22 protein-coding genes and 1 pseudogene are annotated in these 25,526 nt (G+C 57.1%); 12 read left to right on the forward strand and 11 right to left on the reverse strand.

What is annotated here, in order from left to right:
- Positions 1-191 precede the first annotated feature (191 nt).
- The 7 genes from VGC62_RS00890 to pstB all read left to right on the forward strand — a co-directional run bounded on the left by VGC62_RS00890 (position 192) and on the right by pstB (position 7,648).
- On the forward strand, positions 192-1,019 hold the full coding sequence (locus VGC62_RS00890) for an enoyl-CoA hydratase/isomerase family protein (RefSeq protein WP_331185220.1): 828 nt from the start codon (positions 192-194) through the stop codon (positions 1,017-1,019).
- A 1-nt stretch (position 1,020) separates the two neighbouring features.
- The gene (locus VGC62_RS00895; RefSeq protein ID WP_331185221.1) at positions 1,021-2,217 is read left to right on the forward strand and encodes a CaiB/BaiF CoA-transferase family protein; all 1,197 of its coding nucleotides are present in this window, start codon (positions 1,021-1,023) and stop codon (positions 2,215-2,217) included.
- A 60-nt stretch (positions 2,218-2,277) separates the two neighbouring features.
- Positions 2,278-3,585 (forward strand): MFS transporter, encoded by a 1,308-nt coding sequence (locus tag VGC62_RS00900; protein ID WP_331185222.1) that lies wholly within the window; start codon positions 2,278-2,280, stop codon positions 3,583-3,585.
- A gap of 323 nt (positions 3,586-3,908) precedes the next feature.
- Positions 3,909-4,928, forward strand: coding sequence for a phosphate ABC transporter substrate-binding protein PstS (gene pstS, locus VGC62_RS00905; RefSeq protein ID WP_331185223.1), 1,020 nt, complete (start codon positions 3,909-3,911; stop codon positions 4,926-4,928).
- A gap of 70 nt (positions 4,929-4,998) precedes the next feature.
- A complete protein-coding gene (gene pstC, locus VGC62_RS00910; RefSeq protein ID WP_331185224.1) occupies positions 4,999-5,994 on the forward strand; it encodes a phosphate ABC transporter permease subunit PstC in 996 nt (331 codons plus the stop codon).
- Positions 5,991-6,869 carry a phosphate ABC transporter permease PstA gene (pstA, locus tag VGC62_RS00915; protein WP_331185225.1) on the forward strand — a complete coding sequence of 293 codons (879 nt, stop codon included), beginning with the start codon at positions 5,991-5,993 and terminating at the stop codon, positions 6,867-6,869. Before pstC ends, pstA begins: the two co-directional genes overlap by 4 nt.
- A complete protein-coding gene (pstB, locus tag VGC62_RS00920; RefSeq protein ID WP_331185226.1) occupies positions 6,869-7,648 on the forward strand; it encodes a phosphate ABC transporter ATP-binding protein PstB in 780 nt (259 codons plus the stop codon). The genes pstA and pstB overlap by 1 nt, the downstream gene beginning before the upstream one ends.
- Here pstB and VGC62_RS00925 read toward each other — a convergent pair.
- Positions 7,645-8,577 (reverse strand): LysR family transcriptional regulator, encoded by a 933-nt coding sequence (locus VGC62_RS00925; RefSeq protein WP_331185227.1) that lies wholly within the window; start codon positions 8,575-8,577, stop codon positions 7,645-7,647. The genes pstB and VGC62_RS00925 overlap by 4 nt on opposite strands.
- Before the next feature lie 675 nt (positions 8,578-9,252).
- Here VGC62_RS00925 and VGC62_RS00930 point away from each other — a divergent pair.
- Together VGC62_RS00930 and VGC62_RS00935 are read left to right on the forward strand one after the other, a co-directional pair.
- Positions 9,253-9,351 (forward strand): annotated as a pseudogene (locus VGC62_RS00930) (cytoplasmic protein); the annotation flags it as partial.
- Positions 9,352-9,362: 11 nt separating this feature from the next.
- Positions 9,363-9,809: a type VI secretion system amidase immunity protein Tai4 gene (locus VGC62_RS00935; RefSeq protein WP_414705724.1), complete on the forward strand. Its 447-nt coding sequence runs from the start codon at positions 9,363-9,365 to the stop codon at positions 9,807-9,809.
- 57 nt (positions 9,810-9,866) lie between these two features.
- Here the strand turns inward: VGC62_RS00935 and VGC62_RS00940 are convergent, their stop codons facing one another.
- From VGC62_RS00940 to VGC62_RS00960, 5 genes are read right to left on the reverse strand one after another with little or no spacing between them, the layout of a single operon-like run.
- A complete protein-coding gene (locus VGC62_RS00940) occupies positions 9,867-11,303 on the reverse strand; it encodes a DUF2723 domain-containing protein (RefSeq protein WP_331185229.1) in 1,437 nt (478 codons plus the stop codon).
- A gap of 5 nt (positions 11,304-11,308) precedes the next feature.
- Positions 11,309-12,331: a lysylphosphatidylglycerol synthase transmembrane domain-containing protein gene (locus VGC62_RS00945; RefSeq protein WP_331185230.1), complete on the reverse strand. Its 1,023-nt coding sequence runs from the start codon at positions 12,329-12,331 to the stop codon at positions 11,309-11,311.
- Positions 12,328-13,068, reverse strand: coding sequence for an SDR family oxidoreductase (locus VGC62_RS00950; RefSeq protein ID WP_331185240.1), 741 nt, complete (start codon positions 13,066-13,068; stop codon positions 12,328-12,330). The genes VGC62_RS00945 and VGC62_RS00950 overlap by 4 nt, the downstream gene beginning before the upstream one ends.
- 20 nt (positions 13,069-13,088) lie before the next feature.
- Complete coding sequence (locus tag VGC62_RS00955; RefSeq protein WP_331185231.1) at positions 13,089-14,405, reverse strand: FAD-binding oxidoreductase; 1,317 nt, start codon at positions 14,403-14,405, stop codon at positions 13,089-13,091.
- A complete protein-coding gene (locus VGC62_RS00960; protein WP_331185232.1) occupies positions 14,402-15,853 on the reverse strand; it encodes a UbiA family prenyltransferase in 1,452 nt (483 codons plus the stop codon). The genes VGC62_RS00955 and VGC62_RS00960 overlap by 4 nt, the downstream gene beginning before the upstream one ends.
- Before the next feature lie 367 nt (positions 15,854-16,220).
- On the opposite strand from VGC62_RS00960, the gene norR reads away from it, so the two are divergent.
- Positions 16,221-17,777: a nitric oxide reductase transcriptional regulator NorR gene (gene norR / locus VGC62_RS00965; protein WP_331185233.1), complete on the forward strand. Its 1,557-nt coding sequence runs from the start codon at positions 16,221-16,223 to the stop codon at positions 17,775-17,777.
- 136 nt (positions 17,778-17,913) lie between these two features.
- Here the strand turns inward: norR and VGC62_RS00970 are convergent, their stop codons facing one another.
- Positions 17,914-19,362, reverse strand: coding sequence for an MFS transporter (locus VGC62_RS00970; RefSeq protein ID WP_331185234.1), 1,449 nt, complete (start codon positions 19,360-19,362; stop codon positions 17,914-17,916).
- Positions 19,363-19,709: 347 nt separating this feature from the next.
- Here VGC62_RS00970 and VGC62_RS00975 point away from each other — a divergent pair, with 347 nt between their 5' ends.
- Complete coding sequence (locus VGC62_RS00975) at positions 19,710-21,017, forward strand: Nramp family divalent metal transporter (RefSeq protein WP_331185241.1); 1,308 nt, start codon at positions 19,710-19,712, stop codon at positions 21,015-21,017.
- A 789-nt stretch (positions 21,018-21,806) separates the two neighbouring features.
- Here VGC62_RS00975 and VGC62_RS00980 read toward each other — a convergent pair.
- The 3 genes from VGC62_RS00980 to VGC62_RS00990 form a co-directional block, all read right to left on the reverse strand.
- Positions 21,807-21,968, reverse strand: a complete 162-nt coding sequence (locus tag VGC62_RS00980; protein ID WP_331185235.1) for a YqaE/Pmp3 family membrane protein — start codon at positions 21,966-21,968, stop codon at positions 21,807-21,809.
- 169 nt (positions 21,969-22,137) lie between these two features.
- Positions 22,138-22,806, reverse strand: coding sequence for an aminotransferase class III-fold pyridoxal phosphate-dependent enzyme (locus tag VGC62_RS00985; protein WP_331185236.1), 669 nt, complete (start codon positions 22,804-22,806; stop codon positions 22,138-22,140).
- Positions 22,803-23,501 (reverse strand): MOSC domain-containing protein, encoded by a 699-nt coding sequence (locus VGC62_RS00990; RefSeq protein ID WP_331185237.1) that lies wholly within the window; start codon positions 23,499-23,501, stop codon positions 22,803-22,805. The genes VGC62_RS00985 and VGC62_RS00990 overlap by 4 nt, the downstream gene beginning before the upstream one ends.
- A 102-nt stretch (positions 23,502-23,603) precedes the next feature.
- Here VGC62_RS00990 and VGC62_RS00995 point away from each other — a divergent pair, with 102 nt between their 5' ends.
- Positions 23,604-24,512 carry a LysR family transcriptional regulator gene (locus tag VGC62_RS00995; protein WP_331185238.1) on the forward strand — a complete coding sequence of 303 codons (909 nt, stop codon included), beginning with the start codon at positions 23,604-23,606 and terminating at the stop codon, positions 24,510-24,512.
- Positions 24,513-24,773: 261 nt separating this feature from the next.
- On the opposite strand, the gene VGC62_RS01000 is transcribed toward VGC62_RS00995, so the two are convergent.
- A partial coding sequence (locus tag VGC62_RS01000; RefSeq protein ID WP_331185239.1) for an acyl-CoA dehydrogenase C-terminal domain-containing protein occupies positions 24,774-25,526 on the reverse strand: 753 nt, incomplete at its 5' end.

Below are 25,526 nucleotides of genomic sequence, written 5' to 3' on the forward strand. Positions count from 1 at the left end.
AACGCTGAAAATCTACCTGCAGCTCAATGTTTTAGGTGATTTTTGTGGGAGTCACACGTCCGGTCATTCGTCAGCGCTTTAGCGAATGTCGAAAAAACTGCTTGCGTTGAAAAGAGCAATCTCTATATTTGGGATACCAAAAATACGAAACGGTATCCCAAAACCGTAATCGAAAATAAGAAAGGTACCTTATGACTACGCAGACATCCCCCGTAAAAACCGCTGTCGAGACATCCCGTTCGGCGCCTCTGGTACTGGTCGAGCGCAATGCAGACATTGTCACTGTGATTCTCAATCGCCCTGAAAAACTCAACGCCACCACCATGCCCATGTGGCAGTTGCTCGACGACACCTTCCGCGAACTGGACGCCGACGACTCCATCCGGTGCATCATCATTCGTGGTGCTGGAACCCGAGCGTTCGGTCCTGGTAATGACATTTCAGAATTCGAAAGCCACCGCAGCAATGTCGAGCAAGCGCGCCTGTATGGGCCCGTGATGCACGGCGCATTACGTACCATCGCGCGCTGCCGACACCCGCTGGTGGCAATGATCCATGGTATTTGCGTGGGTGGCGGCCTGGGCATTGCGTCCTTGTGCGACATCCGTATATGCGGTGAGTCGAGCCGTTTCGGGGTGCCGGTCAATAAGCTTGGGCTGGCCATGTCCCACGACGAAATGACCGGACTGATGCGCATTGCAGGTCCCGACATTACCCTGGAAATACTGTTGGAGGGCCGCGTGTTCGGCGCTGCCGAGGCGCTGCAAAAACGTATTGTCAGTCGAGTCGTCGCCGACGCCGAGGTGGAGCAACACGCGCTAGAGAGCGCTCGTCGCATTGCCGATGGCGCGCCGTTGGTGGCGCGTTGGCACAAGAAGTTCGTGCAGCGCAGCACCGATGCCAGGCCGCTGACCGCAGAAGAGTACGACGAGGCCTTCGATTGTTTTGGCACCGAGGATTTCCAGATCGGTTATCAGGCTTTTCTGGTCAAACGCACGCCTGTTTTTGGAGGTAAATGACATGGCCGGTCCATTGCAGGGTATGAAGGTCATCGAGCTGTCGCACATTATGTCTGGTCCTATCTGCGGGATGATGCTGGCCGACATGGGCGCCGACGTGATCAAGGTCGAGAAAATGGATGGCGGCGATGATTGCCGTCGCTTTGCGCCAATCCTCGAACACGGCGAATCGGCCTCGTTCATGATCCTCAACCGCAACAAGCGCGACATCGCCCTCAACCTCAAGACTGAAGGTGGTAAAGAAGTCTTGCGCCGTATGTTGGCTGACGCTGACGTGGTCACCGAGAACTACCGCAAAGGCACCATGGAAAAACTCGGGCTGGGTTACGACAGCCTCAAGCAGCTCAATCCCGGGCTGATTTATTGTTCGGTGTCCGGTTATGGGCGCACCGGGCCTTATGCCGACAAAGGTGGTTTTGATCTGATTGCTCAAGGGTTGTCTGGCTTGATGAGCGCAACGGGTGAACCGGGGCAGGCGCCGATCAAGGCCGGGTCGCCGATTGCCGATATAAACGCCGGCATCCTGGCCGCGTTGGGCATTGCTGCCGCTTACGCTCACAAGCAGAAGACTGGGCAAGGGCAGGTCGTTGACACGTCGTTGCTGGAGGCCGGCTTTCAGCAGATGTATTGGCCTGCCGCCAATTACTTTTCCGAAGGCGTGATATTGCCGAAGATGGGCTCGGCCAACTCCACCAGTACGCCGTATCAGGCGTTCCGCACCCAGGATGGCTGGATCAATATCGGTGCAGCCAATCAGGGCAATTACGAGCGTTTGCTGCAAGTGTTGAATGCGCCGCACATCAACGACGATCCGCGGTTTGCCAGCAACGTGTTGCGCATGAATAACCGCGACGCGCTGGTGGCCTTGATCACCGAGAGTCTTTCTCATGACACCACCGACAACTGGGTCAAGCGGCTGGACGCAGCGGGCTTGCCGGTGGGGGCGGTGCTGGATATTTCCCAGGCGGTGGAGCATCCGCAGATCCTCGAACGCGAAATGATCGTCGAAACCCATCACCCGGTCACAGGTTCCGCACGCAGTATTGCGTTGCCGATCCGATTTTCCGAAACCCCGAAACAGGTCAGCCGACCGTCGCCGCTGTTGGGCGAACACACCGTGGAAATTCTCGAAGAGTACGGCTTTGATGCCGAGCAGATTTCAGACCTGCGACGCGAGGGCGCGATTCTGGAACTGTGAGGGCTGATTACACGAGCGCATTAGTGAACAACTACAAAAAAGACACTGAGGATCGCAATCATGAAACGGCTAAAGATCAAGGCCACCACCACCGTGCTGGTAATGCTGTGCCTGATGTACTTCATCACTTACGTCGACCGGGTCAATATCAGTACGGCGGCCAGCCAATTCAGTTCTGAGCTGGGGCTGAGCAATACGCAGCTGGGGTTCATCTTTTCTGCATTCGCGTATCCATACGTGATCTTTCAATTCATCGGAGGCTGGGTTAGCGACCGCTTTGGCGCCAAGCGTACGCTGGTGGCTTGCGCGTTTATCTGGGCCATCGCCACGGCATTGACCGGTATGGCGGGCGGTTTCGTTTCTCTGGTTCTGGCGCGTTTGCTGCTGGGCTTGGGAGAGGGCGCGACCTTTCCGGCGGCGACCAGCGCCATGGCCTCGTGGGTGGCCAAGGATAAGCGCGGCATGGCGCAGGGCATCACGCATTCGGCAGCCCGTTTGGGCAACGCCGTGGCGCCGGTGCTGGTGATGGCATTGATGAGTGCCTACGACTGGCGCTTTGCGTTCTATCTGCTGGGTGCCTTGAGTTTTGGCTGGCTGGTGCTGTGGTACGTGACCTACACCGAGAAACCGGCCGATCACCCGCGCATCACGCAAGAAGAACTGCGCACGTTACCGGCGCCCAAGATTCATCCCAAAGACGTGCCAGGCACCTGGGCGCGGTTGTACAAGCGCATGCTGCCGGTCTCCAGCGTTTACTTTTGTTACAACTGGATTCTCTGGCTGATGCTCAGTTGGATGCCGTTGTACTTCATGCACAACTTCAACCTGAACATCAAAAGTGCGGTGATCTTCACCTCGGGAGTGTTCTTTGCTGGCGTTGTCGGGGATCTGGTCGGTGGAATGATCAGTGATCGATTGTTGCGCCGTACTGGCAATCTGCGCGTTGCTCGCAGTTATATGGTCGCGATTTGTATGGCCTTGACCGGCATCTCACTGATTCCGGTGTTGATCCTGCACGAGCCGATGTACGCGCTGCTGTGCCTGGGTGCTGCGATGTTCTTCAACGAGATGACCATCGGCCCGATGTGGGCGATCCCGATGGATATTGCCTACGACCGTTCCGGCACTGCCAGCGGCATCATGAGCGGTACCGGCTTTACCGCCGCCATTGTCAGCCCGGTACTGGCCGGTTACCTGATCGATCAGACTGGCAATTGGAACATCACGTTTGTGGTGTCTATCGGCATCATGGCGGCGGGTGTGCTGTTGACGTTCACCATGAAGCCGGAGAAACCGTTTGTGGCAGACATGAAGTTGCAATCGCAAAATTTCGAAACACTTGAGCCGAAAGAAGCCATCGCCAAATAAACACCGGTTCGTTAGCGGCGTCTTATTGGCCGCCAAACCCGTTCGCTCCACAAATCGGCGAACACAGGCTGACACAGCACATAGCATCCTGAAAAGGCAGAACATGGCCCGTTGATATTAAATTCAGAAAACTAGACAACCCCCGCTTTCTTCAATGAAACCGGGGGTTTCTTTTTTACAGGCTGTAGGAAAAGACGTACAAAAATGGCCCGTTCTTCATGCTTGTCGAAAGACTGTCATCAAACAGAAATGTTTCCAGTTTTAAATCTGCCTCGGGTCTTCAACTGTGACCACACACACAAATTCTCATTTGAGGTATTGCCGTGATTCTGCTGACTAAAAAACGCCTGTCACTTCTGCTGGCTTCAATGTGCCTGTCTGGGATGGCACACGCTACTGATGTCACGGGCGCTGGTTCGAGTTTCGTGTTCCCGGTTATTACCAAGTGGTCGCAGGACTACAGCAAGGACGCTGCGCACCGCATCAACTACCAGTCGATCGGTTCGGGCGGCGGTATCGCACAGATCAAGGCTGCCACCGTAGATTTCGGCGCATCCGATGCTCCGATGTCAGAAGACGATCTGAAAGCTGGCGGCCTGGGGCAGTTCCCAAGCGTGATCGGCGGCATCGTGCCGGTCTACAACCTTGAAGGCGTGGAGAGCGGCAAGTTGCGCCTTGATGGCCAGGTGCTGGGTGACATCTTCCAGGGCAAGATCACCAAGTGGAACGATCCTGCGATCGTCGCGCTGAACTCCGGCGTCAACCTGCCTGCCACCGCGATCACAGTGGTTCACCGTTCTGACGGTTCGGGTACTTCGTTCAACTTCACCAGCTACCTGAGCAAGGTCAGTGATGCCTGGAAATCCGGTCCTGGTACGGGTTCGGCTGTTCAATGGCCAGTCGGTGTAGGTGGCAAGGGTAACGAAGGTGTGGCGGCTTACGTAAAACAGATCAAGGGGTCGATCGGTTACGTTGAATACTCCTACGCCACCCAGAACAAAATCTCTTACGCACAGCTGAAAAACGCTGCAGGCAAATTCATCGAGCCTAATGCCAAAGCCTTCGCCGCTGCCGCTGACACTGCCGATTGGGCCAGCGCCAAAGACTTCAACCTGATCATGACCAACGCTCCGGGCGACGCGGCATGGCCGATCACGGCGACCACCTGGATCATCATGTACAAGCAACCGAAGAACGCCGAGAAAAGCGCTGCCGCTTTCGACTTCTTCAAATGGTCGCTGGAAAAAGGTCAGGCCCAGGCTGAATCGCTGGAATACGTAGCACTGCCAAAATCGCTGGTCAGCAAGATTGAAGACTATTGGAAAACCGAGTTCACCAAGTAACTCGACGTTTCTCCGTCTTACCCCTGTCATCGCTGCTCGGTGACAGGGTTTCTTTGCGAGTGGACCCACCATGACTGAAAACACCCAATATATGTCCGCTGTCATTCCGGAAGTCGAATCCGAGAGCGAAAAACGCGCGGCCCGCGATCACCGTCATGACGCCTGGTTCCGGCGCACGATGTTTGGCGCGGCTCTGTTGGTGCTGATCCTGCTGGCGAGTATCGCCGGTTCAACGCTGTGGGGCGGGGCCCTGGCGTTCAAGACCTTTGGTTTCGAATTTCTTACCAGTTCCGAATGGGATGTGGTCAACGGCAAGTTTGGCGCGTTGGTCCCAATCTACGGCACCCTGGTGACATCCTTTCTCGCGTTGCTGATCGCCGTTCCGGTGAGCTTCGGCATCGCGATTTTTCTCACTGAAGTCGCACCGCCCTGGTTACGCATGCCGATTGCCTCGGCGGTCGAGTTGTTGGCAGGCATTCCTTCGATCATTTACGGCATGTGGGGCTTGTTTGTGTTCGGCCCGTTCATGGCCGAAAACATGGCGCCCTGGATCAATGACAATCTGGGTGCGTTGCCTTTGATCGGCCCGGTATTCCAGGGGCCTCCACTGGGTATCGGCATGCTGACCGCGGGCATCGTGCTGGCGATCATGATCACGCCATTTATTACTTCGGTGATGCAGGAGGTGTTTCGTAGCGTCCCGGTGGCCCTCAAGGAATCGGCTTACGCGCTGGGTGGCACAACCTGGGAAGTGGTCTGGGACATCGTCCTGCCGTATACCCGCTCGGCAGTGGTGGGCGGGATTTTCCTTGGGCTAGGTCGCGCCCTTGGCGAAACCATGGCGGTGACCTTCGTACTCGGTAACGCCCATCAGTTCTCGGCGTCCTTGATGATGCCCAGCAGCTCGATTGCCTCGGTGATCGCCAACGAATTCAGCGAGGCCTATACCGACCTGCACCGTTCGGCACTGATCGCTCTTGGCTTCTTGCTGTTTGTGGTCACGTTCATCGTACTGGCACTGGCCCGTCTGATGCTGTCTCGTCTGTCGCGCAAGGAGGGGCTATGAGCAAGGCCGATAACGAAAACCTGTACCGGATGCGCAGCCTGAAAAACATCATTGCGATGGTGTTGAGCTGTGGTGCTACCGCGTTCGGGTTGCTGTGGCTGGTGTGGATTCTGTTGACCACGGTAGTCAATGGTTTTCAGGCGCTCAATGTGCGCTTGTTCACTGAGATGACGCCGCCGCCAGGATCTGAAGGTGGTTTGGCCAACGCCTTTTACGGCAGCTTCCTGATGTCTGGCATCGGTCTGCTGATCGGTACGCCGATTGGTTTGATGGCGGGTATCTGGCTGGCTGAGTTTGCCCGTCACACCAAGCTGGGTAACGCAGTACGCTTCATCAACGACATCCTGCTTTCGGCGCCGTCCATCGTGCTGGGGTTGTTCGTCTATACCGCCGTTATCCTGCCGTTGAGCGCGGTCACCAACCATCAGGTCGGTTTCTCGGCGCTGGCCGGCGCCCTGGCTCTGGCTCTGCTGGTGATTCCGGTGGTGGTGCGTACCACCGATGAAATGCTTCAGTTGCAACCGTCGACCATGCGCGAAGCCGCGTTGGCGCTCGGCGTGCCGCAATGGAAGCTGACCCTGCAAATCGTTTTGCGCGCGGCCAAGGCGGGTGTAGTGACCGGTGTCTTGCTGGCGCTGGCGCGTATCACCGGCGAAACCGCGCCGTTGTTGTTCACCGCCTTTGGCAACCAGTTCTGGAGCAGTGACATTCTCAAGCCAATCGCCAGCGTTCCGGTGGTGATCTTCCAGTACGCCATGAGCCCGTTCGATGACTGGCACTCCCTGGCCTGGGCAGGCGCGCTGATCCTGACCCTGTTCGTTCTGGTCCTCAGCCTGTGCTCCCGTCTCATTCTTTTGCGTAATAGGTCGTCCTGATGAATAACCTTTCCCTTGCCAATGAAAAAACCAAGATCCAGGTACGCGGCCTCGAGTTCTTCTACAACAACCACAAGTCGCTAAAGTCGATCGACATGAATATCCCCGAGAAGCGCATCACTGCGATCATCGGGCCGTCGGGTTGCGGCAAGTCGACGTTGTTGCGCGTGTTTAACCGTATCTACTCGATGTACCCCAAGCAGGAAGCGCGCGGCGAAGTGCTGCTCAATGGTGAGAACATCCTGGCGCCGGGCTATTCGATGAACCGCCTGCGCAGCAATGTCGGGATGGTATTTCAAAAGCCGGTGCCGTTCCCGATGTCGATCTACGACAACATTGCCTACGCCGTGCGTCACCACGAAAAGCTGTCGCGTCGTGAGATGGAAGAGCGCGTCGAACAAGCCCTGCGTGGTGCGGCCTTGTGGGATGAAGTGAAAGACAAGCTCAAGCAGAGTGCGCAAAGCCTGTCGGGTGGTCAGCAACAGCGTTTGTGTATTGCCCGCACCATCGCGCTGCGCCCTGAAGTGTTGCTGCTGGACGAACCGACCTCGGCGCTCGACCCGATCTCCACAGGTCGTATCGAGCAGTTGATCACAGAGCTTAAAGAGCAGTTCACGGTGATCATCGTCACCCACAACATGCAGCAAGCGGCGCGCTGCTCGGACTACACCGCGTTCATGTTCATGGGTGAACTGATCGAGCACGGCGACACGGATACCATCTTCACCAAGCCTTCAAAGACACAGACCGAGGACTACATCACTGGGCGTTTCGGTTAAGTCTTTGGCACCGAGGGGATCTCGCTATGATCCCCCATGAACAACTCCAGCTTTTTACGCAACCAGCGCTCCGCAGGATCGGTGTCCATGACACTGAGCCAAGCCATCGATAGGTCCAGATTCGGGGTAATGAAGGGCAGTGGCTCGCCATAGAGCAGACCGCTTTTCGTCATGGCCGCCGTTAAATGGTCGGGCAAATTGCACAGCAGATCGGTGCCCGCCATCAACGCTGGCAGCGTGCTGTATTGCGGCACCGACAGCACGGCATGGCGTTTGCGGCCAATGGCCTCCAGCCACTCATCGGCAAAACTGCTGATATTGGCGACATGCGAAACCACCACATGCGGGCGTGAGCAGTATTCGTCCAGCGTCATTGGCTTGGACGATTTGTTGGCCTGCACCGCCATTGGCTGCACTGTTCTGAGCAACTTGCGTTTGGCGTTGGCTGGCAATTCCCGTGTCATGCACACGCCTACCGACACCTCGCCGGACATGAGAAATTCCGAGATATTCCAGTAATTGACCTGTTTGATCACGATTACGATCCCTGGTGCTTCCTTGCGGATTTCGCGCAGCAGGGGCGGCAGCAGGCTGTACTCGACGTCGTCGGACAGGCCCAGGCGGAAGGTCATGTCGCTGCTGGCAGGGTCGAAATCCCGCGTCAGGCTCAGTGCAACCGACATCGCATCCAGCGCGGGCGACAGGTGATGAATAATCTCTTGAGCGCGGGCGGTGGGCTCCATGCGGTGCCCAACGCGAATAAACAGCGGGTCGTTGAACAGGGTCCGCAAGCGATTGAGTGCCGCACTGATGGTCGGTTGACCAAGGAACAGCTTTTCCGCAGCGCGGGTTACGTTGCGCTCTTGCATCAAGGTCTCGAACACCACCATCAGGTTGATGTCGGCCTTGCGCAGTTCATTTCGATTCATAGGTCGTTGTTTCCATTCCCAACATCAGGTCAACCGGGGTTACGAAATGATGGGCGACAGTTTATGGAGCACGGTTGGCCTGAGTCCAGCACGACGGACTCAATTAGCGGATATTTCATGGCGATTGAAGAGTCTGTGCGATTTTCATTCAACGGACGGCGGCCGTTGAATGCTAAACACTCGGCAGAGCGCGAACCTGTGGGGGAATTTATTCGCAAATGCATTCTTTCATACGAGGACGTTATGTTGCCTTCGCCTACAGAAGTTGGGTGATCCAGAGGGTCGACGTCCGTGATCCGCGCTGGTTCGCGGCGCGATGGTATATGGCTATCGCATGTTGACGTATACGACCATGGGCTGAGGGCGGGCCATTAGCCGTTACGGCGTCCAATGTATCAACGGTAACGGACCTTGATCATCCAATGGCTCGGCATCGGCAAAGCCAGAATGCTAAGTTACTTATGAAAGATATTGATAAGGATTCGTATTGGCGGGCCCGCACGTCACTTTTCAGGTAACTGAATGGCTCGTTCGAAGCGTTTTGCCGACACAACGTCGCAGTCTCCATTGTCCAGATCTAGCGTATTGGCCTTGTTGATGGCGCTGCCGTGCATGGGGGTTAAATCAGTCTTTCGGGCAAATTAAGGAGGGTGCGCTGGAGTGGGGTAAGTGCCGACCTTGTTCGACGGTCGACTTTGCTACGATCATTGCTACTTCAACCAGCCAGAGGCTGCATATCGCACGGAGAAGGCAAATTTTTGGAGTCTGACGTGATAAAAAAAAGACTGTGTATATATACCGCCATAATTATAGGTTTCTGTTCGTCGGTCACTCAGGCTGAGGATAAAAATCGGAACTCTCCACAAGCCGGGACTCGGACTTACGCACAAAACTACAAGGATATGGCTCTGGCAACGTGTATCACCACCGCCTACAAACATGACGCGGATGTCGCCAAAGACGCGGGAAGTAGCGTGAGCGCGTTGAGGGACTGGGGCTCTTGTGATTTGGAACAGGGTCCGTATGCCATCCGCGGGTTGGTGGATGATTACCTCACTAGGGATTATCACAATCCGATTGTGGAGTCAGAGGTAAAGGGCGTTCGATTCGATCTGTTGAAATGCCTTGATATGTACCATAGCGAGGCGTTGGAGGCCCAAGTCAAACGTTGGGTTTCCCCCCGGGATCGTACGTACAGACAAGACGCCTCGTTGCCGCTGAAAGCGAAATAAGCACTTGACTCTTGAGCGCTTCGGCAATAGGTAATGAATCTGTCCCAGGCCGGCTGCCTACAACGTCCCTTTCGCCTTCACCGCATACCCCACCGGCAATGCATCGAGCTGGAACCTGTCGGCAATCACCCCGCAATAACTGGTGCGCGCCAGGTATGCGCCGGGGCCTTGCAGGTAAGCGGTGATGTCTTGCACCTCTTCACAGAGTTCGAACGTGCGGTTTTTCAGCAAGCCACTCGCTTGCGCTGAGCGCAAGGCGCCGTTGGGGGTCCAGTCGGAGATGATCAGCGCGCCTTCGGGGGCGGCCAATTCGTAGCTGCGCACGAAGGCTTCGGCGGAGCGATCTGGCAGGTAGGGCGCCATGAAGTAGTGAATGTCGTCGCGAAATGGCAGCTTTTCGGTGTGGGTGGGCAATTGAATGATGTTGCTGGCGTAGATCGAATACACCAGCAAAATAGCCACCGGCGAACACAACACTGAAGCCGTCATCAGTTTTTCGGCACGCAGTTTTGGCAGCAGCGCCTGCAACTCAAGGATGCCAAGGATGCTCAGCAGCACAACCCCTGGCAAAAAAAACGTAAAGCGATCAGTGACGTTGTACGACACTGCAAACAGCAAGTTGAGCACGGCCGCGCACCATAACAGTCGCAACCTTGGCGCTTTCGGCAAGACCAGTCCCAACACCTGCGGCCCGACCAACGACAGCAGCAACAGCACCACCGAGTTTTTTTCGTGCCACATGTCGTCGAAGCGAAACAACGAACCCTCCCAGTTCAGTTCCGCAGCGCGGTCCGGGATGCCGATCAGGTAGCGATGGCCAATCTCAAGCAGGCTTCGCCCGGCCCCCAGGTCATGAATGATCGCCGGAAAGGTTACGGCAAAACCCAGCGCGGCACCGGGGATGGTTATTAGCGTGCGTGAGCGGTGTTGCCACAGCAGTTGCGCATACAGCGGCAGCAGCACGATGAAGGTCAATTGATGGATCGCCGCTGCCAGGCCGGTCAGCACGCCGATGATGAACAGCTTCTTCAGCACGCCCAGTCGCAAGCGCGTGTCCAAATGCACCATGTACGCCAGCATCACCAGCAAGGTGTGCAGCAGGTACACCTCGGCTTTGGTCGAGATCCAGAACACAGCGTGTGACAGGATCGCCACGACAATCGCCAACAACGCCTGACGCGGCGTAGCGCCCACGCTGGTTGCCAGCCGATAGATGACCCACGCCAGTGGAATCAGCAGAAACGAGTTGAGCAAGCTCAGCAGGTGCGGCCCGAATAGGTTGAACACCGCCGTGATGAAAAACTGATACAGCGGATGATCCAACGGCCCCAGTGATTCGCTGAAGTACTGGCCCTGTGAGGCATCGGCGAGAAACACGCCATTGTCCATCCATTGAATCGGCCCGCTGGACGCGATGAAGCTCCAGGCGATCACGCCGATGACCAATAACAGCGGGATGAGCGTCGACGACCGATCTCGTAACCCTGCAACCATGACTTCTACTCCTGTCCCTGTTTTCTACTTAAAACGCTTGAAAGTGCTTGTGGGTGCGACTGAACCGATTGGCTACGCAGTGGGGTTTGGGCCTTGAGTTTGAGCAACATGACCGCGCCGATGGCCACCGCAAACCACAAGGTGGCCAGACGGATCAACACCGTGGCGGCAATCGCATCGGCGCTGGACATGCCTTTCCACACCAGCAGCCCGACCATCACTGCTTCCGCGCCGCCCAGGCCACCCGGCATGAAGCTCACCGCGCCAGCCAGCATCGCCAGCGCATACACAAACACCGCGAAGGTCAGCGGGATGTCGGCGCCCATCCAGTGCAGAATCCAGTCAAAGGCCAGCGCTTCGGCGCTCCAGGCAATCACACTAAGCAAGGTCAGGCCGAGCATCAGGCCCAACCGATGACAGCGCTGCGCCTGTACCAACACCTGCATCAGGTGGCGCAGCAGGCCGATCACTTTGCCGCCCTCGGCAGGGATCATCAGCGTCAGGCGCTCCAGCAACCGGCGCTGTGACAGCACCAGCAAACCAACCAGCACCAGGCCGACGCCGACAACGATCATTGGAAGCGCGTCGGGGTACAGCGACAAACCGAACAACGTCAACAGCACCACGGCGAACAAGTCCGATAGACGCTCGCTGAAAAACGCCGCGAAGCTCATTGGATACGGCACGCCCCAACGCTTGAGCAGCACGCCGCGCAAGGCTTCACCGGCTTTGCCGGGCGTGGTGGTCAAGGCGAAACCGGCCAGATAGATGTTCAGGCTCGGGCGCCACGGCATCGGGTGGCCGAGCACGTTCAAGTACGCCTGCCAACGCAAAAAGCGCAGCCCGTAGTTGATCGAGGACATAAGCAGCGCAATGACGATGCCGATCAGTCCGACCTCGGCCACGGCCTGGGCCACCGCATGCCAGCCGCCCCATAACGAGAAACCCAGATAACCCAACGCCGAGCCGACCACCGACAACACCACTGCGCGAAAACGCCAGCCGGACAGGTGCAGTGATTCGCTCACAAGTTGAGCCTCTTGAACACGGGCTGAGGGATCGAGCGAATGACCCACATGATCAGCGCCCAGAATCCAGGGGCATACAGCGTTGGCACCTTGTTGGCGATGCCGGTGACGATGCGTTGCGCGACTTGCGCCGGTTGCGCCAGCAGCACTGCAGGCAGCGCCAGACCTTTGGTCATCGGCGTGTCGACAAAGCCCGGCTTGATCGTGGTGACGTGAACGCCAACCTTGAACAACCTGGCTTGCAAGCCTTCGCAATAGGTCGATACCGCCGCCTTGGCGCTGCCATACAGATAGTTCGAAGGACGGCCGCGATCCGCCGCCACCGACGAAATGATCGCCAGACTGCCGCAGCGCTGGGTCTCGAACTGCACCGCAAGCACTGTCAACAGGGCAATGACCGAGGTGCAGTTGTTGGCGAATTCGCGCAGCGCCAAATCAACGTCGCGTTCGCAGGCTTTTTGGTCGGGCAGGGTGCCGTGGGCGATCAGCGCGATGTCGATTTGACCCAGTGCCGTCAGGCAACGGCTCACCATCAAGGGGTGCGCCTGAATGTCGTTGGCGTCCATTTCATGCAGCGTGACGTTCCGGGCGCCGCGTCCCTTTAGGTCGGCGGCGGTCTGTTGCAATTTGTCGACGTTACGCGCGACGAGGAAAAAATCACTGCCCTCAGTGGCCCACAAACGGGCACAGGCACTGGCAATGGCCGATGTGGCGCCGATGATCAGAACGCGTTTGATCGCTGTGTTCGTAGCTGTTTTCATAGGATCACGCGTCTCCAGAAACGGGACATCAGGGAGGGATCGCGCAACGCCTCCAGTCGCTCCCAGGCCGGGTAAGCCTGACGAAAGTCGGCGCCGCTCATATGGGCGTCCTTGGCCGGATATAAGCGGCCTCCCGCAGCCCGGACAATCTCGTCCAGGCATGGGAATACAACGTTTTCAAGGGCTTCACTCTGGGGGAAGTCCAGTGCCAGCGAGGTCCCGGGCATGGGGAACGACAGCAGGCCTGGCGAGCGCATATCGCCGCAGCGTTTGAGTACGGCGAGAAAAGACCCCTGACCGGCATCGGCAATCGCGACCAGCAGTTCGGCCATGGCGACTTCGGCATTGGCGTCCGGGATCACGCATTGGTATTGCTGAAACCCCCGACGACCATAGATTCGGTTCCAGTGCAGGATGCGATCCAGTGGGTAGAAAAACGGCTCGTAACGGCTGCGCTTCTGAGTGCGCAGGCGTGGATGCAGATGCCAATACGCATTGTTGAACGCGCTCAGCGACAGGTTATTGATGAGCGATACCGGCGGGGTCAGCGGCATGCTCAGCTTCGAGCGCTGGCCGACTTCCAGCGAGCCATATTGGGCGTGGTCGCCGACGATGAACACGCCGCGCCCGGTGTCGGCGCCCTTGGCCAGGCAATCGACCCAGGCCACGCTGTATTCATGCTGTGCGTCCAGCTCCGCCGACAGGGCGAAAAACTCGGCCAGATTGCCGAAGCGTTGTACGGTGAAGTCGATCTGGCTGGCGCGAATCGGCATCAGCTGAATGTCAGCCCACGCAATGATCCCCGTCAGGCCCAGGCCACCAATGGTGGCAGCGAACAGGCTGGCGTTGAGGCTGGGCGAACAGGTCATCGACGGCTGACCATGACGCAACAGGCCGAAGCTGCGTACATGTCGGCCGAAAGTCCCGCGCACGTGATGGTTTTTGCCATGAACGTCGTTGGCAATGGCGCCACCGACGGTGGCGAACTGAGTGCCGGGTGTCACCGGCAAAAACCAGCCTTTGGGGATTGCCACCGCCAGCACTGCCGCCAGCGTGATGCCTGCTTCGATCCGCAATGTACCGGTTTGCCAGTCCGCTTCGATCAGCCGGTCCAGCGCGCTCATGTGCAGCACTTCATCGCTGGCGGCCAGGCAACTGTCGCCATAACTGCGGCCGTTACCGAACGGCAAGCTGCTCTGATGACGGTCGATGACTCGGTCCAACTGCTGCGGCAACTCGTCCAGCCACACACAACTGTGGCCGTGCTGTGGAGTCAGGGGAAAGCGCCCCCAGGAGTACAGCGGCGCACTCATGCAGCGATCCAGAACATCAGAATGAACGCCGCGCCAATCAACTGGCTGGTACGGTCACGGATGGCGAATACCACCGGGTCGTCGTTCATCATGCCGCGGTGGGTGAGCATCCACACCCGCGTGACCCAGAACAGCAGCAGCGGGCAGGCTAGCCAGATGATGTGCGGCGCGACATACAGCACCGTGGTTGCCGCATCCTGGATATACAGCGCCAACACCATCACTGCCAGATAGCCTGACGACGCACCGAGTGAGGCGATCATGTCCAGATCGCCGGGGTAGTAACCACGTCCCCGGGCCATGGTATTGACCTCCCGCGCACGGGCGTCGCGCAGTTCGGCATAGCGCTTGACCATCGCCAGGCTCAGAAACATGAACATCGAGAACGCGAGAATCCAGAACGTCAACGTCAGGTTGAAAGCCGCGACGCCTGCGATGATGCGTGCGGTGTAGAGCATCGCCAGCACGATGACATCCACCGCCATCATGCGTTTGAGATGCAGCGAATAAGCGAGCGTGAGGGCGTAGTAGGCCGCCATCACGGCGGAAAATTGCCAAGGCAACAACAGCAACGCGCCACCGAAGGACAAGGCGAGCAAGGTCGGCACCAGCAATAAGCCTGCCTTGATCGACAGCTTTCCGCTGGCGAATGGGCGATGGCATTTGCTTTTATGGTGGCGGTCGTCGCACAGGTCCAGCAGGTCGTTAAGGATATAAACGCTGGAGGCACACAGGCCGAAAAAAACAAATGCCAGCACGCCATCGCGTACCAGTTCAAATTGGCTGATACGGTGAGACGCCAGCAACGGGACGAAGATCAAGGCGTTTTTCAGCCATTGATGCATCCGCAAGGCTTTGCGCCAATCACGCAGGCTGGCGGTATTGGAGCGAATAACATGTTCGATTTTTCGTGTTGAGGTAATAGTCTTTTCAACACCTGAATCCGGGTTCACTACATAGGCATAGCGCGAGACGCCCCAGATCGGTAAGTCGTCCTTTGAGTTGCCGATATAATCAAAACCGCCTTCACCATAGTGCGCCACTAACAGATCGCGCTTTTTATGGCCGGACAAGTTTCGGTTGGTATTGGACGCCAGCACCAAATCGAATAATTGAAGATGCTCGGCGATTTTTTCGGCCAGGCTCACATGGCTGGCGGTCGCCAGCACGATCATGCGGCCCAGGGCTTTTTCAGCCTTGATCATTTCGATGACATGGGGGTCGTAAGGCAAAATCGAGACGTCAATCTGCGTCTCCAGCGCCAGCCCTTCCTTGAGCGCCGCCTTGCCTTTGAGCAACCAGCCAAGCAGCTTGAAGACCTTCAGCGGATGACTTCTGACAAACGCCATCGCCGTTTCCATCAACAAATCCGAACGCAATAAAGTGCCGTCCAAATCGACTATCAGGGGAGGGAAAGTTTCAAGAACTCGTCCCTGAATTCTAGCCATAGTGAGTGCTCCTTATCGGGTCATCTCGACTATAAACAAAATAAGCGTTCCGCCACTTCATTTATATTAAATAGCGCTGTTCAATGTGTCGGCGGTTTGGCGTCAGAAACTAATAACATTGAAAGTTCTTACTAAACGTTGAGTTGTTTCAATGTTGAAACAACAGCATGGCAGTTTATTGGCGAGTAACTGCGACTGATAGTTGGCGAAAACCGTGTTACGTCTTTGGCAAGCACGCTCGGCATCCTTTGGCTAATCGTGGGTGTCATAACGACTACTAAAGTGTGCTGTCGATTTGACTCTCTGCGCTGTCATAATCACGGCGACGCCACTCCCTTGAGCTGGACACCCCGCCTTTGAGGTCGTTATGACGAATCCCTTGCTGTTGGCGTTGGTGCCTTTGGTCGCCGACTTGTCCCGTGAACTGCCGGATGAGGAGCGCTATCGGCGGCTGTTAAGGTCGCTGCGCCAACTGCTGCCGTGCGATGCGGTTGCGCTGCTTAAACTTGAAGACGATGTATTGGTACCGATGTCGGTGGAGGGTTTGAGCCCTGACACTCTTGGGCGTCGCTTCAAGGTCGAGGAACATCCTCGGTTGAAAATCATTCTGGAAAACCATGGTCCGACGCGTTTTTCCAGCGACTGCGAATTGCCCGACCCGTACGACGGGCTTATCGATGGGCATCAGGGGCAGTTGGAGGTTCACGACTGTCTGGGTTGCCCGTTGTACGTGCAGGACAAACCCTGGGGCGTGATCACCCTCGATTCACTGAACCCGTCTCGCTTTGGCAGCGTTGACCTGGACAATCTTCAGGCGTTTTCCAGTCTTGCGGCCGCAACCGTGACGGCCAGCGAGCGGATCAACCAATTGGCCCGCAGCGTTGAGGATCAGCGTCAGTTGACGGAAATCTATAAACGCGCCGCTGGTGGCCGTGGCCCGCGTGAGTTGATCGGTCAAAGCGTGGTGCATAAGCGATTGCAGCAGGAAATCCAACTGGTGGGCAACAGCCCTTTGACGGTACTGATTACCGGCGAAACCGGGGTCGGCAAAGAGTTGGTCGCAGAATCCATCCACTTGAATTCCCCCCGGGCGCACAAACCGCTGATCAGCCTCAACTGCGCGGCCTTGCCGGAAATGCTGGTTGAAAGCGAACTGTTCGGCCATGTAAAAGGGGCTTTTTCCGGGGCCGTCAATGGCCGCAGTGGCAAGTTCGAACTGGCGGATGGCGGCACGCTCTTTCTCGATGAGGTCGGTGAGTTGCCACTCGCTGTGCAGTCCAAGCTGCTGCGGGTATTGCAAAGCGGGCAATTGCAGCGCGTCGGTTCGGATCAGGAGCACCACGTCGACGTGAGGATCATCGCGGCTACCAACCGCGACCTCGCCGAAGAGGTGAGGGCGGGTCGCTTTCGTGCCGACCTCTACCATCGCCTGAGCGTCTACCCGCTGGTGGTGCCGCCGCTGCGTGAGCGTGGTCGCGATGTGTTGCTGTTGGCTGGCAACTTTCTTGAAGAGAACCGTGTGCGCATGGGCCTGCGCAGCCTGCGGATAAGCAGCGAAGCGCAGAAAATGCTCCTGGGTTACTCATGGCCGGGCAACGTGCGTGAGCTTGAGCACTCGATCAGCCGCGGAGTATTGAAAGCGTTGTCTGGTCTGGCTGAACGTCCTCGAATCCTGACCATCGATGCATCTGCGCTGGGGCTGGACAACGAGACCGCTGCACCCGCGCCGGCATTGGCGGTCAACGGCGTTTTGCCTGCCATAAAGCCTGGGGAAGGGCTCAAGGAAACCGTGGATGCGTTTCAGCGGGGGCTCATCAGCGAGGCCCTGGAGCGTCATCAGGGCAAATGGGCCCAGGTTGCACGGGAGCTGAACCTGGATCGGGCGAACTTGAGTCGCTTGGCCAAGCGGCTGGGGATTTGTTGACGCAACAAAGCCGACACAACGGAACCGGATTTTCACTAGGCACTCACGTGTTCGCCAGACGTATTGATTGACTCATCAGGTCTGCCGCCTCGCCAACACGTTGGCTTCTACAGAAGAAGCGCGGCAACGCGATGCCTCAATGCGCAATATCCTCCAACGCCAGATTGCGCGTACGCGGCCCAAACGTGGCGATGGTGATGATCACGATCAACATGCTGACAACGATGAACGTCAGTACTCCCGGTGTACCAAAGTGATCGAGGAACAAGCCGATCAGCAAGCTGCTGAACACCGTCGACAAGCGACTGAATGAATAACAGAACCCCACTGCACGGGCGCGGATGTTGGTGGGGAACAGCTCGCTTTGGTAGGCGTGATAACTAAAGCTCAGCCAGGCGTTGCAGAAGGTGATCATCACCCCGCAGACGATCAAACCGACAGCGGTGGTTTGCTGTGCGAATAAGGTGCCGAAGATCATCGCGCCCAATGCCGAGCCGACGATCTGCCATTTGTTTTCGAAACGGTTGGCGAATTTGACGAACAGCAACGGCCCCAGCGGGTAGGCGAGGGTGATGACAAAGGCATATGCCAGGCTATGAGTGACACTGACGCCCTGGCCGGACAGCAATGCCGGTAGCCAGTTACCAAAGCCGAAGAAGCCGATGGCCTGGAACACGTGAAAGACGATCAGCATCAGCGCGCGACGGCGATACGGTGGCTGCCAGATGTCGGCGAAACGGCCTTTGCCTTCGACCGTGACGTTGTGGGTTTGCGGTTCATCAAGGGTTTTGCCGGGCGCTTTGCGTTGCAGGTCTTTGACGCAACGGGCCTCCAAGTTATCCATGATCCGTTCGGCCTCTTCGAAGCGACCGTGTTGCGCGAGCCAGCGTGGTGATTCCGGCAGGCGCGAACGCAGCCACCAAATGAACAGCGCGAACACTGCGCTGGCCAGCACCACCCAACGCCAGCCGGAAATACCGAATGGCGCCTGCGGCACCAACCACCAGGACATCAGCGCCACTGACGGCACAGACAAAAACTGCACGAAAAAGGCGAACGCGAACGCCGAACTGCGCATGCGCTTGGGCACCAGTTCCGACAAATAAGCGTCAATGGTCACCAGTTCGATGCCCAGGCCAATGCCCACCAGAAATCGCATGCAGATGATGCCCTGTGCCGAAGTCTGGATGCCCATCAGCACGGTGGCGACGGTGTACCAAATCAGCGCGAAGGTGAAAATCGCCCGACGCCCGTAGCGGTCGGCGATGGGGCTCAGGCAACTGGCGCCGAGGAACAAGCCAAGGAAGGTCGCCGAAGCGAACGCGGCCTGATCGGAAAAGCCGAACACGCCTTGATTGCCCGTGGCGAAGAGACCGTCGCGAATCAGGCCGGGGCTGATATAGGCGGTCTGGAACAGGTCGTACAGCTCGAAAAAACCGCCGATTGACAGTAAGGCCACCAGTTTCCAGAGCGTGGACACGGCGGGCAGACGATCAATACGTGCCGAGATGTGCGCGGCACGCACTGGGTTCACACCATTGGCGGTGACGTTAGCCATCAAGGCTGCTTGAGAAAGAGCAGACATACGAGATTTCCGGGTCCGAGGGACTGAGCATGGTAATGGTTTTACATTTAGTAATGTGTGTGTATTTGGGTGGATTTATCTCGCTTTAAGACGGTTTATTGCGCTGATTTATATTTTTTTGAGCCTTTATGGCGTCTGACGCCTCTGTAGGAGCGAACTTGTTCGCGAGGCGGTGTCTCAGGTGCGCTTCATTGGACGCCTCGCCAACACGTTGACTCATTGGTTTAACTGCGTTCTGCCGTCCCATTGAAGAAGCTGGGTTTGGCGGGGGATCGAGACAAAACATTTCTGCGCGTTTAAGCTGCGTCGCCTGTCGCCATTAACGTTGGGTCTTCGTGAAGTACAAACTGCCTACTACCGCCACCGCGCCTTTTTGCCCCTCTGCTGTGACCGATACGGTTGCCATTCCGGCAAACGCCTCGTTTGTACGGAAAATGATGTTGTTTGTCGGTCCGGGCCTGTTGATCTCGATTGGTTACATGGACCCCGGCAACTGGGCGACAGCCATTGAAGCCGGCTCGCGGTTCGGTTATTCGCTGCTGTTCGTGGTGGTGCTGGCGAGTCTTTCGGGCATGGTGCTGCAAAATCTTTGCTCACGGCTGGGCATCGCCACGGGTCGTGACCTGGCGCAATTGTCGGCTCAGCGCTACAGCCCTGCTGTGGCCAAAGGTCAGTGGATACTCGCTGAACTGTCGATCCTGGCGACGGACCTTGCGGAGGTGTTGGGCGCAGCGCTGGCGTTTCATTTGCTGTTGGGGGTTTCGATCACTACCGGTGTAGCGCTCACGGCATTCGACACGCTCATCGTCCTGGCGCTGCAGGGGGCGAATTTTCGGCGTCTGGAAGCGATTGTTCTGGGGCTGATCGTTACCATCGCGACGTGTTTTTTCGTCGAATTGGTATTGATCAAGCCGTATTGGCCGGATGTCGTCGCCGGGCTGCGGCCCTCCTGGGATGTGCTTAGCCACCAGGAGCCGCTGTACATCGCCATCGGCATACTTGGCGCCACGGTCATGCCGCATAACCTGTATCTGCATTCATCCGTGGTGCAGACCCGCGTCAATGGTTCCACCCAGGAGAGCAAGGCCAGTGCGATCAAGTATGCCCGGGTCGACACCATTGGCTCGCTGAGCCTGGCGCTGGTGATCAACGCAGCGATTTTGATTCTCGCGGCGGCGGCTTTCCATGGCACTGGCCACACCGAGGTCGTGGAGATTCAGGACGCCTACCATCTGCTTGACCCGCTGGTGGGTGGGGCATTGGCCAGCGTACTGTTTGGCGTCGCCTTGCTGGCAGCGGGTCAAAGTTCGACCTTCACCGGCACCATTGCCGGGCAGGTGGTGTTGGAGGGGTTTCTCCAAGCGAAGATTCCCTGCTGGCAGCGTCGCCTCATCACCCGCGGCCTGGCGCTAATCCCTGCGCTGATCGGGGTGATCTGGCTCGGTGACGGCGCGGTGGGCAAGATGCTGGTCCTCAGTCAGGTTGTCCTTAGCCTGCAACTGCCATTTGCCCTATGGCCGCTGATCCGCTTCACCAGCGACAAACAACTGATGGGGCCGTTTGCCAACAGCATCACCACCAAAATCCTCGCCTGGGGGTTGTTCGGCCTGATCTCGCTGGCCAACCTGACGCTGATGTATTTTTGGGTGAGTTGATTCGGGCATACCCGTGGAAGATCGCCCGTCGTCCATACAGCCGCGCGGCTCCCGCTACATTGAAGACATACACTCTGCGCAGTGGTGAGGCATTTGATACGGTCAAGCTTTTCAGCGAAATACACCTACTGACAGCCTGACCGGGAACAGAGTATCGGTAGGAGCCAACTTGTTGGCGAGGCAACCAACTCGGTGTATCTGAAACACCGCCTCGCGAACAAGTTCGCTCCTACAGTCGATCAACCGGCACATGGAAGACATACGCCATCGGCAGTGGTGAGGCATTTGATACGGTCAAGCTTTTCAGCGAAATACACCTGCTGACAGCCTGACCGGGAACAGAGTATCTGTAGGAGCCAACTTGTTGGCGAGGCAGCCAACTCGTGTATCTGAAACACCGCCTCGCGAACAAGTTCGCTCCTACAGTCGATCAACCGGCACATGGAAGACATACGCCATTGACAGCGGTGAAGCATTTGATATGGCCAAGCTTTTCAGCGAAAAGCACCTGCTGACGGCCTGACCGGGAACAGAGTATCTGTAGGAGCCAACTTGTTGGCGAGGCAACCAACTCGGTGTATCTGAAACACCGCCTCGCGAACAAGTTCGCTCCTACACCCGGCACATGGAAGACATACGCCATTGGCAGCGGTGAAGTATTTGATATGGCCAAGCTTTTCAGCGCAAATGCGCCGATCACGGCAACACCCTACGAGAACGCCGAGAACCCATCCACGTTCAGCAAACTGGCTGCCAGTCATAGACTGTGGCTGGTATTTGGACTTTGAATTACTTACGGCTGGCAATGATGTAAACGGCGTGAATGATCCCAGGGAAATAACCCAACAGGGTCAGCAGAATGTTGAGCCAGAACGCACCGGCGAAGCCGACTTGCAGGAACACGCCCAACGGTGGCAGCAGGATGGCGATGATGATGCGAAGGATGTCCATGGGCTAGCTCCTGATTGAAAGATGACCTTTATGGGTCACACAGCTAATCGACCTTGGGTGATTGGCGGGGTTCAATAGGTGCAGCAACAGGCCACTAATGCTCGGACAAAAAAAACGCCCCGGCCAACACTTCAGGCACGGGGCGCACGCGTAAGAAACGCAAGACGGTTCAGGAATGCTGTCGAATCAGGGAGATCGCTGGGGTGAGGTTGTCAGCCGAGACAGTGGATGCATGACCACGGGTCAACAGGGCGGCCAGTGGCAGATCACCACCCAATCCATTGCCCAGAATGACGATGTCGGCACGTACGTTGTGGACTTCCTCGCAGAGCAAAGCGCCACAGCGGCAGGTGTCAGTCTGATCCTCGTCGAGAATCAGCAGAATGTTCAGTTCGCGACACAGCTTTTCAACCCCTTGAAAGTAGCGATGCGTTAATGATGAAGCGGCCGCATCGGTTTGGCTTGGCTCAACAATGATTGCGATGGTACTGGCGTCGACAGCGGCATGCAGTGCGCGCAGATCCAGCAGCGGCACACGATTGAAATCCGCAAACACGCTTGAGCCCACGGCACCGATGACGATCATTGCGCTCGCTCCGCGTCGGTACAACTGCCCCCATTTGCGGGCCAGCGCAAGCGCGCCTTGACGAGCCTGATAAAGGCCGGTGAAGACATACGCCTGATCGCTTCCGGTGCTTTCGCACAAGCGTTGTGCCAACGGCGCATGGCTTCGATCTCGCTCGCCGGACTGCTCATACCCGCTCAATGGGCGGCTGTAGGCGTTGTGAACCTGGACCTCTTCAGCCATCCGGTCGCGTCTCAGCTTGAACAGGTTCATGCGCGCAACCCTTCGAGTGGCAGGCCCAACAAGCGATCAGTCCAATCCTCGACGCGCCCGGTACGCAAACGCTTAAGTGCAATGTCACGCCAGCGCGACGATAACGCCGGGCAATCCACCAGCTTTTTCAGGCCCGCATGCTCAAGCGGCTCTTGGTAGAAGGTCCGCAACGCCCACGCCACGGTCAGGCCGGGATAACTGCGCTGAATCAACTCAAACGAGTCTTGCGGGCTGACGAATCCTGGCTTGAGCACACGATAAAACCAGCCGCAACGCCCCGTGTCCTGCGCACGCTGAGGCAGATCATCCAACCCCCAGCGATGACTCAAGCGATAACACGGCGAGCGTGGTTGGCTGATTTGCAGCAGCGCGCCGCCCCAACGAAACATGTCACCCAGACACACATGCTCTTCAGTCAAACCGTGGGAAGACAGGTTTTCGCCGAACGCCGGCGCGCACCAATCAATGTGCGGGTACAGCTTGTTCCAACAGGCATAATGCTCGGACGGATAATGGTGCAGGGCGCGCTCAGGGCCAGTGTGAAAACGCGGATCGCCATGCTCGTCGGTACCCAGCCCTTGCGGCCAGAGCCACAAGCGGCTCTCTAGACGATGCTTATCGATATCGCTGATAAGCCCATGACCGAGATTTTTCGCTTTGCCTATGTAAACACCATCGATGTGAACACTATTCATTGCGCTTTGTGGCCCTGTAACCCTTATCGGATGGGCGTAGACTACGTTCACGCATAGCAAACGGCCATTTCGATTTTCCAGCACTTTCGATAAGAGTTACTTATGGATTTTCGCCAACTGCGTTATTTCGTCGCGGTGTATGAAGAAGGCCACGTGGGTCGGGCTGCCGAGCGCCTTTCACTGTCGCAACCAGCGCTGTCGCAGCAGATCAGGCTGCTTGAGCACAGTCTCGATGTCAGCCTGTTCGAACGCAGCAGTAAGCGTTTGCTGCCCACATTGGCGGCGCACACGCTGTACAACCACGCCGTGCCGTTACTGGAAGGCATGCAAAGAGCACGCGATGCCCTGCGAAACTTCAAAGGTCAGTCGCAGCGCACACTGGCGATTGGCGTATTGCAAACAGTGCATTCGAGCCTGGTGCCGCAAATGCTGGAGCGCGTGCGCAAGGCACAGCCGCATCTGGTGGTGCAAATCTATGAGCTGACCGGTATGGAGATCGAGCGACGCCTGCTCAATGGCTCGCTGGACATCGGCATCAGCTATTTACCCCCGCGCCAACCGGGGCTGCATGGACTCTTACTGTACGAAGACGAGCTGCAACTGGTCATCCCGGCGAACCATCCGTTGCGCGAATTCAAGAAGGTGTCCTTGAGTCAGGCTGCGGAGCTGCCGATGCTGTTGCTCGGTGAAGAATTTCAGATCCGACAGATCTGGCAAAGCCAACTGAGCAATCTCGGACGTCGAGCGCACGTACAGGCAGAGCTGAACAACATGGCGGGGATACTCGACAGCCTGGCGTACACCAAATTGGTGACCGTGCTGCCGGGATGCGCACGAGACATTCAAGAAAACAACGAGCTGCTGTGGAAGCCGATCAGCGAACCCAGAGTGCCGCTTAAGGTAGGGCTTGTGTATCGCGATGCGCAACGGCAACAAGCGACACTTGAATTGCTGCGATCAGTGTTAGAGGAAGTGTTAAATCACAGCATTGAGCCGCTGGAGGGGCTGTAGCAGAGTCGTGTTTCAAATCTGATCGGGCCTAGCTAAAAACCCAGAACAAAGAAAACCCCGCCGAAGCGGGGTTTTACAGACTGTTTCCCTTTGACTTCCTTTTCGCCCCGCCATCCTGGCAGGCATCCTTACGTGTCCGTGTTATCTATTTGCGCGTCCTGCGCTACGTCCATGAATCTAGATTAGCGTTGGATCCATTCAGGCGATACGGCCAAACAGCAGCACGTCATGTAAGCAAATGCTTACATGACGTAGGCACTGTCAGAATTGCGATGCCTGCAAGAGATACAAAGATTCGCTACCCGCTTTGACCGATGCGCCCAGTGATTGAATTCGCGGCAACAGCCGCGCGAAATAGAATCGCGCGGTACCGACTTTACTGGCGTAGAAGTCGTCTTGATCTTCTTTGCCCAGCGCCGCTTTAGCCATCATTGCCCACATGTAGGCATACGCTGTGTAACCGAAAACTTGCAAATATTCGACCGACGCGGCACCGATTTCATTCGGATTGCTGCGCGCACTCTCCAGAACCCAGTCAGTTAGCTCATCCAGCGTGGTCAGCGCAGCGCTCAACGGCTGGGTGAACGCTTCCAGGGAGCTGTCGGACTTAGCGATGAATTGACGAACTTCCTCGGAGAATATCTTGTAGTACGCGCCGCCATTGGCCACCACCTTGCGCCCCATCAAGTCCAGCGCCTGAATGCCGTTGGTGCCTTCGTAGATCTGAGTAATGCGCACGTCACGCACTAACTGTTCCTGGCCCCATTCACGAATGTAACCGTGGCCGCCAAATACCTGCTGGCCGTGAACCGTGGTGTCCAGGCCCATATCCGTCAGGAAGGCTTTGGCGATAGGCGTCAGCAGCGCGACCATGGCATCGGCACGTTGGCTGACGTCTGCGTCTTCGCTGTACTTGGCAGTATCGAGCTGCAGTGCGACGTAAGTGGAGAACGCACGACCACCTTCGTTCAGCGCTTTCATGGTCAACAGCATGCGACGCACATCAGGGTGAAC

The organism is Pseudomonas sp. (genome assembly GCF_036404235.1).
In the GTDB taxonomy this organism is placed as follows: Bacteria; Pseudomonadota; Gammaproteobacteria; order Pseudomonadales; family Pseudomonadaceae; genus Aquipseudomonas.

What these genes read in the sequence shown, in the direction of transcription:
- VGC62_RS00890 (WP_331185220.1), top strand. Translation starts at nt 192, where the DNA reads ATGACTACGCAGACATCCCCCGTAAAAACCGCTGTCGAGACATCCCGT.
- VGC62_RS00895 (WP_331185221.1), top strand. Translation starts at nt 1,021, where the DNA reads ATGGCCGGTCCATTGCAGGGTATGAAGGTCATCGAGCTGTCGCACATT.
- VGC62_RS00900 (WP_331185222.1), top strand. Translation starts at nt 2,278, where the DNA reads ATGAAACGGCTAAAGATCAAGGCCACCACCACCGTGCTGGTAATGCTG.
- pstC (WP_331185224.1), top strand. Translation starts at nt 4,999, where the DNA reads ATGACTGAAAACACCCAATATATGTCCGCTGTCATTCCGGAAGTCGAA.
- pstA (WP_331185225.1), top strand. Translation starts at nt 5,991, where the DNA reads ATGAGCAAGGCCGATAACGAAAACCTGTACCGGATGCGCAGCCTGAAA.
- pstB (WP_331185226.1), top strand. Translation starts at nt 6,869, where the DNA reads ATGAATAACCTTTCCCTTGCCAATGAAAAAACCAAGATCCAGGTACGC.
- VGC62_RS00925 (WP_331185227.1), bottom strand. Translation starts at nt 8,577, where the DNA reads ATGAATCGAAATGAACTGCGCAAGGCCGACATCAACCTGATGGTGGTG.
- VGC62_RS00940 (WP_331185229.1), bottom strand. Translation starts at nt 11,303, where the DNA reads ATGGTTGCAGGGTTACGAGATCGGTCGTCGACGCTCATCCCGCTGTTA.
- VGC62_RS00955 (WP_331185231.1), bottom strand. Translation starts at nt 14,405, where the DNA reads ATGAGTGCGCCGCTGTACTCCTGGGGGCGCTTTCCCCTGACTCCACAG.
- VGC62_RS00960 (WP_331185232.1), bottom strand. Translation starts at nt 15,853, where the DNA reads ATGGCTAGAATTCAGGGACGAGTTCTTGAAACTTTCCCTCCCCTGATA.
- norR (WP_331185233.1), top strand. Translation starts at nt 16,221, where the DNA reads ATGACGAATCCCTTGCTGTTGGCGTTGGTGCCTTTGGTCGCCGACTTG.
- VGC62_RS00970 (WP_331185234.1), bottom strand. Translation starts at nt 19,362, where the DNA reads ATGTCTGCTCTTTCTCAAGCAGCCTTGATGGCTAACGTCACCGCCAAT.
- VGC62_RS00980 (WP_331185235.1), bottom strand. Translation starts at nt 21,968, where the DNA reads ATGGACATCCTTCGCATCATCATCGCCATCCTGCTGCCACCGTTGGGC.
- VGC62_RS00985 (WP_331185236.1), bottom strand. Translation starts at nt 22,806, where the DNA reads ATGAACCTGTTCAAGCTGAGACGCGACCGGATGGCTGAAGAGGTCCAG.
- VGC62_RS00990 (WP_331185237.1), bottom strand. Translation starts at nt 23,501, where the DNA reads ATGAATAGTGTTCACATCGATGGTGTTTACATAGGCAAAGCGAAAAAT.
- VGC62_RS00995 (WP_331185238.1), top strand. Translation starts at nt 23,604, where the DNA reads ATGGATTTTCGCCAACTGCGTTATTTCGTCGCGGTGTATGAAGAAGGC.